The sequence below is a fragment of the Paenarthrobacter sp. NPDC057355 genome (assembly GCF_042667405.1).
In the GTDB taxonomy this organism is placed as follows: domain Bacteria; phylum Actinomycetota; class Actinomycetes; order Actinomycetales; family Micrococcaceae; genus Arthrobacter.
The window spans coordinates 22,815-33,316 of record NZ_JBHVAL010000026.1 but is presented as its reverse complement, the minus strand read 5'-3'; the positions used below and the strand labels follow the sequence as shown (position 1 = coordinate 33,316).

The 10,502-nt window shown below is 62.7% G+C and carries 12 protein-coding genes; 8 read left to right on the top strand and 4 right to left on the bottom strand.

The genetic code is table 11. The features are described from left to right. Positions 1–261: 261 nt before the first annotated feature. The 4 genes from ACFUOZ_RS20015 (at position 262) to ACFUOZ_RS20000 (ending at position 2,674) form a co-directional block, all read left to right on the top strand. Positions 262–858 carry an RNA polymerase sigma factor gene (locus ACFUOZ_RS20015; RefSeq protein ID WP_377551453.1) on the top strand — a complete coding sequence of 199 codons (597 nt, stop codon included), beginning with the start codon at positions 262–264 and terminating at the stop codon, positions 856–858. Then, positions 855–1,589 (top strand): peptidase M56 family protein, encoded by a 735-nt coding sequence (locus tag ACFUOZ_RS20010; RefSeq protein ID WP_377551451.1) that lies wholly within the window; start codon positions 855–857, stop codon positions 1,587–1,589. Before ACFUOZ_RS20015 ends, ACFUOZ_RS20010 begins: the two co-directional genes overlap by 4 nt. Before the next feature lie 447 nt (positions 1,590–2,036). Continuing rightward, the gene (locus ACFUOZ_RS20005) at positions 2,037–2,192 is read left to right on the top strand and encodes a hypothetical protein (RefSeq protein ID WP_377551449.1); all 156 of its coding nucleotides are present in this window, start codon (positions 2,037–2,039) and stop codon (positions 2,190–2,192) included. An 8-nt stretch (positions 2,193–2,200) separates the two neighbouring features. Continuing rightward, positions 2,201–2,674, top strand: a complete 474-nt coding sequence (locus ACFUOZ_RS20000) for a hypothetical protein (RefSeq protein ID WP_377551447.1) — start codon at positions 2,201–2,203, stop codon at positions 2,672–2,674. Between the two features lie 137 nt (positions 2,675–2,811). Here the strand turns inward: ACFUOZ_RS20000 and ACFUOZ_RS19995 are convergent, their stop codons facing one another. From ACFUOZ_RS19995 to ACFUOZ_RS19980, 4 genes are read right to left on the bottom strand one after another with little or no spacing between them, the layout of a single operon-like run. Beyond that, a complete protein-coding gene (locus ACFUOZ_RS19995) occupies positions 2,812–3,882 on the bottom strand; it encodes a sulfate/molybdate ABC transporter ATP-binding protein (protein WP_377551444.1) in 1,071 nt (356 codons plus the stop codon). Continuing rightward, the gene (locus tag ACFUOZ_RS19990; protein WP_377551442.1) at positions 3,879–4,688 is read right to left on the bottom strand and encodes an ABC transporter permease; all 810 of its coding nucleotides are present in this window, start codon (positions 4,686–4,688) and stop codon (positions 3,879–3,881) included. The genes ACFUOZ_RS19995 and ACFUOZ_RS19990 overlap by 4 nt, the downstream gene beginning before the upstream one ends. A gap of 7 nt (positions 4,689–4,695) precedes the next feature. Next, positions 4,696–5,478, bottom strand: coding sequence for a molybdate ABC transporter substrate-binding protein (gene modA, locus ACFUOZ_RS19985; RefSeq protein WP_377551439.1), 783 nt, complete (start codon positions 5,476–5,478; stop codon positions 4,696–4,698). After that, on the bottom strand, positions 5,475–5,885 hold the full coding sequence (locus ACFUOZ_RS19980; RefSeq protein ID WP_377551436.1) for a molybdopterin-binding protein: 411 nt from the start codon (positions 5,883–5,885) through the stop codon (positions 5,475–5,477). The genes modA and ACFUOZ_RS19980 overlap by 4 nt, the downstream gene beginning before the upstream one ends. A gap of 352 nt (positions 5,886–6,237) precedes the next feature. Between ACFUOZ_RS19980 and ACFUOZ_RS19975 the strand changes: the two genes are divergently transcribed. The 4 genes from ACFUOZ_RS19975 to ACFUOZ_RS19960 all read left to right on the top strand — a co-directional run bounded on the left by ACFUOZ_RS19975 (position 6,238) and on the right by ACFUOZ_RS19960 (position 10,468). Further along, a complete protein-coding gene (locus ACFUOZ_RS19975; protein ID WP_377551433.1) occupies positions 6,238–7,413 on the top strand; it encodes a sensor histidine kinase in 1,176 nt (391 codons plus the stop codon). Next, a complete protein-coding gene (locus tag ACFUOZ_RS19970) occupies positions 7,410–8,060 on the top strand; it encodes a response regulator (protein ID WP_377551430.1) in 651 nt (216 codons plus the stop codon). Before ACFUOZ_RS19975 ends, ACFUOZ_RS19970 begins: the two co-directional genes overlap by 4 nt. 89 nt (positions 8,061–8,149) lie before the next feature. Then, complete coding sequence (locus ACFUOZ_RS19965) at positions 8,150–9,031, top strand: hypothetical protein (RefSeq protein WP_377551427.1); 882 nt, start codon at positions 8,150–8,152, stop codon at positions 9,029–9,031. Between the two features lie 102 nt (positions 9,032–9,133). Then, on the top strand, positions 9,134–10,468 hold the full coding sequence (locus ACFUOZ_RS19960; RefSeq protein ID WP_377551425.1) for an FAD-binding oxidoreductase: 1,335 nt from the start codon (positions 9,134–9,136) through the stop codon (positions 10,466–10,468). The last annotated feature ends 34 nt before the right edge of the window (positions 10,469–10,502 follow it).

The window sequence follows — 10,502 nt, the reverse complement described above, 5'->3', positions numbered from 1 at the left end:
GGCGCTGCCGGACCGCCCGGCGATAATGACCGCAGACCGCACGGGCCGGCATCAACAACACCGCCGCCACTTCATATTGTCTAGTCGTTGATGTTACCCGCCTGTTCTGGCACAACGTCCCCTAACCGGGAGCGGGGGCCGTCGGCGTAGTGCCGGCGGTCTCCGTCGGTTGAAGCCGGGAGTAGGTAAGTGTGCTGCGGGCTCGCAGAAAAAACTTCTGCCGATGTGTAACCATTAGGAGCCTCCCGGACAATACAGGGCATGGAGAACGTTCAGCCGGGGGATGGCGTCCTGTGGGCCGACAGCCTCAAAGGCGATGCGGAGGCCTTTGGTGTCTTGTACGACCGTCACCGCAGTCGTGTGTTTCGTCATGCTTATCGCCTGACTGTCGGAACGCACGATGCCGAGGATGCCACGGCGGCCGCATTCTTTGAGCTTTGGCGCCGTCGTGAGAGGGTGCGACTGGTTGACGACTCGATCCTTCCGTGGCTTCTGGTGACGACCACAAACATTGCCAGGAATCTACAGCCGTCAAAGGTTCGCCACCGGAGGCTCCTGGAAGCCATTCCCCGCAACAGCACGTTCGAAGCGGAGCTGGACCCGGCTTATTCGAACCACGATTTCTTGATGACTGAGAAGGTCGCACAGGCCCTGACTGTCCTAAAACCACTGGACCTGAGGCTCGTCAGCCTTGTCGTGTTCGAAGAGTTGCCCCTGGCGGTGGCGGCTGAGGCTATAGGGATTTCACCGGGGGCCGCAAAGGTCCGCATGTACCGCGCACGCAAGCGGCTGAAGGCTGCGCTGCCGCAGCCACTTCCTCACGTCCACTCGCCAGCACTGAAAGGAGATCCGACATGAAGGACATTGATCCGCAATTTGACCGGGCGCTTCGTGAGGTACTCCTTCCTCAAGTTCGAAGCAGTTCAAAACCGCGGGCCCAGAGGCGACGTTGGTTCTTGTTCGCCGGGGCTTTGGCTGGCGCGGGGATGCTGGGTGGCGCAGGCGCAACGGCTGCAGGGCTCTTCTCCCCGCCCGGTGTACCCACGACTGCTGCCCTAAGCACCCCATCGACCGCCATCTACACCGGCACAGCAACAGCGGAACCTGGACCAGCCCCGGAAGGGGCAACCGGGATTGAGGTGGAACTGACCTGCCTCAGTGTCGGTAAGTTCAACTTCCCGGATGGAGCCAACGTAACGTGTTCATCGGCAGATTTGGGCACACCCGGCGCATGGTCAAAGTATGTCGTGCCCTTGGATCCATCAGCACGAGGGTTGACCATTACGACTGAGCCTGGAAACAGGTGGCAAATCAGTGTCAGGTATGTCTCTCAAGTTGCCACCGAATGGGAATTAAACGCGAAGGGCGAGACCTACGGCGTCGAGGTACCAGGGCGCGGCGTCCCGGACTTGCTCGCAGTGGTGGCCACGAACGGAGCAAAGGGCTACGCCTACTCGGCACAGATGCAGGGGACCGAACCGACAACTCCCGAAGAAGCAGCCAGGAATTTTCCCAGACCTCAACGGGAGATTCCTGTTTACCTCAGCGACGGCGCCACACAGGTGGGAGTATTTATGGCGCCCGGATGATTTCCAGAAAATATGCAACAGAAAATAATTGCCCCGTTATTTTCATCGAAAAAGCCAAGCTGAGATTTAGCCTCAATGCTGGCACGATCCGTTCGATATCAAGTAGGTGGGGAAATGAAAAACAGTAGCAAGTTCCGCCGAAATCACCTTTCTATAGGACTCCGGAGGCGGGTGATAATAATGGTAACAACCTTTCTGGCCGCATTTACTGTCACGTTTGGCGCTCAATCAGCCCTGGCCTATGGAGCGGTGTACAGCTCAACCAGTCAGTACTATGTGGCAGGTCACTGGTACGACGCGTACGCCGTTATCTATACCGTGCCCGCATCGTATGCGTCGGCAGGCACTAAGAGTTCATTCACTGGCGGAGGGACCTACGCAGGGTGGGCCGGAGCCAGAGGTCGGCTGTTCACCCAGGATGACTACCTCAGCTGCGAAGGATTGAATATGTACAATCCTTCCGACGGGGCACTCGCCAACGCCAATTCGTGTTCCAACTACCAAGCCTACAACTGGTATAGCTGGGGTGTTGCGCGCGGCTGGAACGGGTCGGGCTATAACGACTTCTACACATTCAAGACGGTTCTCCAGGGAAATTGGTAGGGAAAATCATGAGTATTAGAAAAACGCCGAAGCGAAGCTACGGGATTGCCGTGACTTTGTGCGCAGTTCTGGGATTGGGAGCCGGCGCGTCGATGGCCGCCGCCTCAGGAGGCACAGCCTCTTCCAACCTGTCTTCCCAAACCAAGCCAGCACCGGAGTATTCGCGGAACGCTAACGGCAACACCTACGGGTTCGTCAAAGATTCCTTATCACCCGAAACGGAACCGGATCTCATCGCAGCCCTTACGACCGACGGCAAGAGAGGCTACGTTTCCAAAGCCGAACTCGATGTCGCCAACGGCACCACAGCTTCACGAGGGTTCAAGAGTCCCGAGGACGCCGTGAAGTGGATGGAAACCGAAGGACGAGCTGACCGATCAATTCCCGTTTACGAATCTGACGGTAAGACGGTGATCGGCGAGCTTACAGTGGTGGGCTCTGACACCCAGAAGGCCAACCAGGCGCAAGTCGAATCCCGATGAGCTGAGTCTAATTGGGACGGCGGGCGTGGTGGATCACCTTCCATGCCCGTCATTCGCTTGTTCTGGCGCTACATCCCATAGGGCTCGAACGCACGCGCAACGCCCACAGCCCCGTCGGTTGAAGCCGGGAGTAGGCCCTACGCCGGGTACACCGACACCAGCGCGGACTTCACCACGAACCGCACCTCCATGCCGGGTACCAGGCCGAGGTCCGCCGATGCCGCTGGCGTGATGTCGGCGGATAACGTGCCGTCCGAACCGGCGCCTGCCCTGACCCGGATCTGGTCGCCGTGCGGCTCGAGGTCCGTGATGGTCACCGGGAAGGAATTTCGGGGACTTCCGTGGACGTCGCCGAGGAAGACGGAAACACTCGACGGCGGGAACGCCGCCACGCCTGCCTGGCCGGGCACGGGTGACCAGTCCGGATCGTGTTGCCCAGCGAAAACCCGGCCATCCGGCGTCGTAATTCCCTCCCGGCTGAGGGACCCGGTGACGAGATTCAGTCCGGCGAGTCCGGCCGCGAAGTGGCTTCTGGGCCGTTCCAGGACCTGGCGGGTGGGGCCTTCCTCCACGATGCGCCCGTTTTCCACCACTATCACGCGGTCTGCCAGCATGTAGGCGTCCAGGACATCGTGCGTGACGATGATGGCCTTCCTGCCTTCGAGCACGCGTTTCAGGACCCGACGGAGCATGGGCGCTGCATGGATGTCCAGGGCAGACATTGGTTCGTCGAGGAGGAGCAATTCCGGCTCGGCCGCCAGGGCTCGAGCTACGGCCACACGCTGGGCCTGGCCGCCGGAGAGCTGCGCCGGTCTCCTGTCAGCCAGCGGCAATGCGTCAACCGCTGCCAACCAGCGGTGTGCAGCTTCCCGGGCAGCGGCCTTGGACGCGCCAGCACTGCGCGGGCCGAACGCGACGTTGTCCAACGCGGTCAGGTGCGGAAACAACAGCGCTTCCTGGGCCAAAAGGGCGATACCGCGAAGGTGCGGCGGGTCCCATTGGCGGGTACCGGCGTCGAGCCTGAACAGCTGCCTGCCGGCGATCGCGGCCGAGCCTGAGTCGGGGCGCAGCAGTCCGGCGATCACCCCCAGCAACGTCGACTTGCCGGCACCGTTGGGACCGAGAATTGCCACGGTTTCGCCGTCATCAAGGCTGACGGACATATCGAAATTCCTGGCCTTGAGCCTGGCGCGCATCTCGAAACTCACGACTGGACCGCCGCTGGTTCACGTCGCCGGCCACCGTAACTCAGGCCCACCACAGCGACCGCCACGGCAACCAGGACCAGGGACAGCGCGACGGCGGCATCGGCGTCGGTCTCGCGCTGCAGGTAGATCTCCAAGGGCAGCGTGCGGGTGACCCCTTCGAGGCTGCCCGCGAAGGTCAGCGTGGCACCGAACTCTCCCAGGCTGCGGGCGAACGACAACACCGCCCCCGATGCCAACCCCGGCAGGACCAAGGGAAGAGTGACGCGCCGAAGCACTGTGGTGGGCTTGGCTCCGAGCGTCGCGGCCACGGCTTCATACCTGCTTCCCGCCGACCGCAAGGCACCCTCCAAACTGACCACCAGGAACGGCAGGGCCACGAATGTCTGGGCCAGGACCACCGCGGTGGTCGAAAACGCGATCTGCACACCAGCAAGCTCCAGCGACTTCCCCAACAAGCCCTGCCGCCCGAACGTATACAGCAGCGCAATACCCCCAACCACCGGCGGGAGTACCAGCGGGAGGAGCACAAAGGACCTGAGGAGTTTCTGCCCGGGGAACTCACCCCGGGCCAGCACCAGGGCCAGCGGCACGCCCAGCACCAGGCAAAGGAATGTGCTGGCAGCAGAGGTCCGCAGGCTCAAGCCCAAGGCCGCGAGGGAGGACTTGGAGGTGATCAGCGGAATGAACTGCGGCCAGTTCACGCGAAGCAGCATGGCGGCCAACGGAAGGATCACCAGGAGGCCACCCACTGCTGCCACGACATAAACCCATCGCGGGATGCCGTGGTAGCCAGAGGTGGTTTTCATGTTCTCCCTACGGTGCTCCGAAACCGGCATCGTCAAGGACCTTCTTGCCCTTGTCCCCGGTAACCGCGGCAATAAAGGCCGCCGCCAGCGCCTTGTTCTTGCTGGAGCCTACCGTGGCAATCGGATAGGTGTTGACAGCCTTGCCCGATTCGGCGAACGGGATGCCCTTTACTTTGTCGCCGGCTCCCTTCACATCGGTGACGTACACCAGGCCGGCATCCGCCTCACCGGAGCTGACCTTTCCCAGGACATCCGTCACGGACGACTCCTCGCTGACTGGGCTCAGCGTGGTTCCGGAGGCTTTCTCGACGGCGTCCGTCGCGGCGCCGCACGGCACCTGGCTGGCGCAGGTGACCACTTTGACGCCCGGCTTTGCCAGGTCAGCGAAAGAAGCGATCGACGCCGGATTGCCGGGTGGGACGGCGATCTCGAGGACGTTGGTGGCGAAGTTGGTGGCAGTGCCCTCAACGAGGTTCGCATCAGCCAGTTTGGACATGCTCTTGGTGTCGGCGGAGGCGAAGACATCAGCCGGGGCGCCCTGGATGATCTGCGTGACCAGATCGGAGGAGCCAGCGAAGCTCAGCTTCACTTTCGTGCCCGGGTTGGCTGCCTCGAAGTCCTTGGCCAATTGCGTGAAGGTGGTCTTGAGGGAGGCGGCCGCAAAGACGGTGATTTCGCCGGAGGGTGAGGAGCCCTGTTGGGCCGTCGGGCCGGCGCCTGGGGCGCAGCCCGCCACGCTCGCTGCCAATGCCCCCGTCAGCAGCACTGCGGTGAGGGATTTGCGGTTCATATGATGCTCTTCCCCTGGGGTGTTTCGATGATGACGGTGGTGGCTTTGACCACGGCGGTGGCCACCGATCCAAGCTCAAGCCCGAGTTCCCGCACGGCCTCGCTGCTCATGAGGGACACCACGCGGAAAGGGCCACACTGAAGCTCCACCTGCGCCATGACCTTGTCGGCAGTGATTCCCGTGACCAAGCCGATGAAGCGGTTCCGGGCTGAACTACCGGGGCGCGAGGGGTCGTCCGGGAGGTGCGATTGGTCCCGTGCAAGGGTGGCAAGCTCCAGTCCATCCACTGCGAGGCGCCCGGCCTGATCCTTCTGCGGCGTGAGCGTCCCGTTCTCCGTCCAACGCCTCACGGTGTCGTCGCTGACACCAAGGAAGCGGGCGGCCTCGGAAATTCGTAGTTGCGGCATGGAATGAGTGTAGTGCCGTATATGCGCTGTTGCGCCTTTGATGTTGCCGCAAACGCAATGTGACTGTCGGTTGGCGGGGGCGGTGCGTGTGGCCGGAGTGGCGGTTGCGTTGGCGCACCATGTGACGCCTGACGCACCCGTTCCGCGCATTGGGCGCACCCTTTCCCGCGGAATGCACCCGTAAGCTCTGGCGCGCAAGGCGGAAAAGGGTGCGGCCGCGGCCAAAGCTGCGGCTCGGCGTCGTCGTTTCCCCGGCAACGCCCTCCGCACCTCGGACGAACTTGCTCCCCCACCCGGATGAACCTGGGCCAAAGAGCGCCAAAGCCCGGGCAGCCCACCCTAGGGTTGAAGCATGACCCCACGAATCCAGGCGCTCCGCCCCGCAGCCGCACCGCTTGCCGGCCTTGGCATGCTCGTGGCCCTCCTGATTCTCGAGGAGCGCAGCTTTGATTCAGCGAGCGCCCTGCTGGTGGCTCTGGCTGCCGCTGTTGCTGCCGCGGAACTGATCCCTGTCCCGGCCGTGATCTTCGCATTTGTGGCTCTGGGCTTGCAGGCGTTCGGCATCTTTCCGAATGTCATGTTGTCCGGCGCCACCCCCTATGTTTGCCTGCCCGTGCTCTTCTTTTTCGCGGCTCTCGGCTGGAACGAACCTCAACGTTGGCCCCTGCCCATAGCTACTGTGGCCGCAGCTGGATTGGTCACCGTGAACTGGTTCGCCGACGCTTCGTGGATCAACTTTGTATTCGGCAAGCAGCTCTCCGATGCCGGCCCGTTTCGTGTTGCTGTCTACGCCTTCCTGGTGTTCGCGGCATTCTCTGCCCTCAACCTCGCAGGTTGGGCTGCCGCTGCGTCGGTCCGCCAGGCCGCTGCCAACCGGCTGGCCAGGGAACAGGCTGAAACACGGCTCGAATCTACTGCCAGTGCCTTGGTGATCGAACAGGAGCGCAACAGGATCGCCCGCGAGCTGCACGACGTCCTGGCGCATTCCCTCGCCGTCATCACAGCGCAGGCCGAGGGTATCCGCTACGTCCACAGGAGCGAGCCGGAACTCGTGGAGGAGGCGGCGCAGGTCATCGCGTCCTCGGCAAGGAGTGCCCTCCAGGAGACCCGGCGGCTTGTTCAAAGCTTCGGCACTGAGATCGAAGGCCCAGCCCCGGGAGCCGCTGAGCTACCCGTATTGGTCCACCACTTGCAGAGCAGCGGTATGCCCGTTGAGCTGCAGACGAGCGGGCTGGAAGGATTGTCGCCGGTAGAGGATCTCACCGTGTACAGAATCGCGCAGGAAAGCCTCACGAACGCGTTCAAGCACGGCGACCGGACCGCCGGCGCAGTGGTGACCGTCGCCCGCGACCCCAGCGGCCTGCGCCTGAAGGTCCGGTCAAGGCTGGCCGACGGCGGCGCGGAAGTGCCGCCGTCGGGAACCGGACGCGGCATCCCGGGTATGCGCGAACGCGCGACGGCGGCAGGCGGGCAGCTCACGACGGCCACTAACGGTCAGCTCTTCGAAGTGGAGGCAATCCTGCCATGAACGAAACACCTATCCGCGTTGCCTTGGTGGACGACCAACCCCTGTTCAGCGCCGGCCTGAAAATGATTTTGCGCAGCCAGGCGGATCTCGACCTGGTAGGTGAGGCCACCGACGGCGAGCAGGCCGTTGAACTTGCGCGGGCCGTGGAGCCGGACGTCATGCTGATGGACATTCGAATGCCGGTCATGGACGGGATCACGGCCACCAGGCGCATCACCGAAGGCAAGGGCAGGACCAAGGTCATCGTGCTCACCACCATCCAGCACGACGAAGCCGTTGTCCGCGCTATCCAGGCCGGTGCCGGTGGCTTCCTCACCAAGGATGCGACACCGGAGTTCCTGCTGGCCACCATCCGTACCGTTCACTCGGGCCATGCGGTCATGGCGCCTTCGGCCACCAATGAACTGCTCAGGGACTACACGACTCCCGCGGAGTCGAATACTGCTGTCCTGGCGCCCTTATCAGCCCGCGAGCAGGACGTGTTCAGGCTCGCGGCGCAGGGACTGGCCAATGGGGAGATCGCCGCGTCCTTGGTGCTCAGTGATGCCACGGTGAAGTCCCACATAGGGAATATTCTGTCCAAGCTCAACCTCAAGAACCGCATCCAATTGGTGGCGTTCGCTTACCAGAACAAGCTGATCGCCTGATTTTCCCAGCTCCAACCAGGCCCTGGAACCACCAGGGTCAGCCACAGCATTGCCAAAAACCGACGATAATTCGTCATGAAGGAGAAACAGTGAAAAAGAAATCCATTGGGGCACTGATCCTTGCCGCTGGCGCAGCAGCAACATTGGCGGCCGCTGCCACTCCGGGAGTTTCCTCCATGCTGACCAAGCCCGCGGACCATCCTGTATCCGGGATTACCCTCGCCGCGGAGCAGTTTGCCGCGGCGGACCCGGTGGCCGAAAAGGGAGTGGCCGAAGCCGTCCGGCGGTGCATGGCCAAGGCCGGTTACGACTACACACCCGTATCCGCAGGGCAGCAGTCCGTGGACCTCAAGAACTACGTGGGTCTCGATACGCTCACGGTTGAGGCTGCACGGATTTCCGGCTACGCCTCGTCCAAGCCCAAGGGACCAGGTGAGCCCGCCCCGGACTCCACTTTGGGCAAGCTCATGGCGGAGACCGGCTTCCAGCAGGCCCTGCACGGCGGCGGCAACCCCGAACACAATGTGGTCCAGTCCTCGGCAGGTACGGGGATGCTGTGGGGAGGCTGCACGGCGGAGGGAGTCACCGCGATCTATGGGAATGCCGACAACTACATGAGGGCCACCGGGTTGGCTTTCAACTCCCTGATGGTCGCCACCAACGCTGCCGGCCAGGATGCTGAAATCCAGGCGGCTGTGAATTCCTGGAAAGAATGCATGTCCACCACAGCGTTCCCCTACAGCCACCCCGGTGAAGCAGTCTCTGCCGGCCTCCAAGCAGGAGGACAGAAGGAGCTGAAGATCGCCGTCACGGATGCCACCTGCCGCCAGAGCACAGGGTTCGATGCGAAGATCACCGCCGTGCTGGATAAATACCTGACCACGCGGATGAAGGAACTGGAGCCCGAGGTGGAGGCTGTCAAGCAGATCCGCGCCGACGCCTCGGCCAAGGCGAAGGTTCTGCTGGGCTAATCCAGCCTTCGAAACCATTCCGTAAGGTTTAGCCATGGCTCCCCGGATGCCGCCGCAGTACCCTGATCGAGGGAGAGAGTCTTAGGCGCGAAGGAGCGTCCCATGGAATGGATTCGACCGGACAACCCGAACTATGACGAGGCCCGGAAACTCTTCAATGCGATGATCGACCGCAAGCCGGCCGTGATTGCCAAATGTGCTGATCCCGGCGAAGTAGCCGAGGCTCTCCGCTTCGCCCATAACCACAATCTGGACGTAGCGGTGCGGTCTGGCGGACACTCCGTGGCGGGCATGTCCACGAACGATGACGGCCTGGTGGTCGATGTCCGCCCCATGAAGTCCATCAGCGTAGACCCCGAAGCGAAGACCGTGACAGTGGGCGGTGGCGTGACCTGGGGCGAGTTTGACCGCGCCACCCAGCAGCACGGGCTGGCGGTCACAGGGGGTCGGGCGTCCACCACGGGCGTCTCAGGATTCACGCTGGGCGGCGGCTCCGGATGGCTCGAGAGATGCTACGGATTCGCATGCGACAACCTGTTGTCCGTTGACTTGGTCACGGCATCGGGCGAGCACGTGACCGCCAACAAGGATGAAAACCCGGAGTTATTCTGGGCGCTCCACGGCGGGGGTGGGAACTTCGGCGTAGCAACTTCCCTGACTTTTGCCTTGCACGACCTCGGGCCCACCGTGATGGCCGGGCTCATGTTGTTCCCGGGCGAGGATGCTTTGGAGTTGTCGCGGTCCTTCCGCCGCATCGCCCAGGAAGCGCCCGACGCCGTCGGGACTGCCTTGGTCTATCTCACCGCTCCCCCGGAGGAGTTCGTCCCGGAAGACATGGTGGGCAAGCTGGCAGTGGGTATGGCCTACCTTTACGCGGGCTCCGTGGAAGCAGGTGAGGAACACGCAAAGCCGTTCCGCGACCTGAACCCTGCAGTGGATCTGGTCTCGCCCATGGGGTACGCGGACTTCCAGTGCATGATCGACGATCCCCCGGACCACTACAACTATTGGAGCGCCGATTACCATAGCGAACTCAGCGACGACGCTTTGGGCCTCTTGGTTGATTCCGCCCAGCGCCTTCCCGGACCCCACTCGCAGCAGCTGGTGGCGCGCTGGGGTGGTGCAGTATCCGGACCCGCAGCGGCAAACACTCCCCTGCAGAACCGGGGCGCGGCGTGGGTCAGCCACCCGTTCGGTCTCGCAGAAACGAGGGAAGGCGGACAGGAGGCCAAAGCCTGGGTCAAGCAATTCCGGCAGGACATCGCACCCCACACCACGGGCGGGGTTTGGTTGAACTTCATTGGTGACGAAGGCCAGGACCGGATCATGGCAGCCTACGGGGAACAGAACTACCGGCGGCTCTCCTTGGTGAAGGGCCAGTTCGATCCCGACAACGTATTCCGCGGCAACCAAAATATCCTGCCCGCGGAGCACTGAATACAGAAAATTGGGAGGGAACGCCGGGACTACA

Excerpts from the sequence above, each read along its gene's own strand:
- ACFUOZ_RS20015 (WP_377551453.1), top strand. The coding sequence starts at position 262 with ATGGAGAACGTTCAGCCGGGGGATGGCGTCCTGTGGGCCGACAGCCTC.
- ACFUOZ_RS20010 (WP_377551451.1), top strand. The coding sequence starts at position 855 with ATGAAGGACATTGATCCGCAATTTGACCGGGCGCTTCGTGAGGTACTC.
- ACFUOZ_RS20005 (WP_377551449.1), top strand. The coding sequence starts at position 2,037 with ATGTACAATCCTTCCGACGGGGCACTCGCCAACGCCAATTCGTGTTCC.
- ACFUOZ_RS20000 (WP_377551447.1), top strand. The coding sequence starts at position 2,201 with ATGAGTATTAGAAAAACGCCGAAGCGAAGCTACGGGATTGCCGTGACT.
- ACFUOZ_RS19990 (WP_377551442.1), bottom strand. The coding sequence starts at position 4,688 with ATGAAAACCACCTCTGGCTACCACGGCATCCCGCGATGGGTTTATGTC.
- modA (WP_377551439.1), bottom strand. The coding sequence starts at position 5,478 with ATGAACCGCAAATCCCTCACCGCAGTGCTGCTGACGGGGGCATTGGCA.
- ACFUOZ_RS19980 (WP_377551436.1), bottom strand. The coding sequence starts at position 5,885 with ATGCCGCAACTACGAATTTCCGAGGCCGCCCGCTTCCTTGGTGTCAGC.
- ACFUOZ_RS19975 (WP_377551433.1), top strand. The coding sequence starts at position 6,238 with ATGACCCCACGAATCCAGGCGCTCCGCCCCGCAGCCGCACCGCTTGCC.
- ACFUOZ_RS19970 (WP_377551430.1), top strand. The coding sequence starts at position 7,410 with ATGAACGAAACACCTATCCGCGTTGCCTTGGTGGACGACCAACCCCTG.
- ACFUOZ_RS19960 (WP_377551425.1), top strand. The coding sequence starts at position 9,134 with ATGGAATGGATTCGACCGGACAACCCGAACTATGACGAGGCCCGGAAA.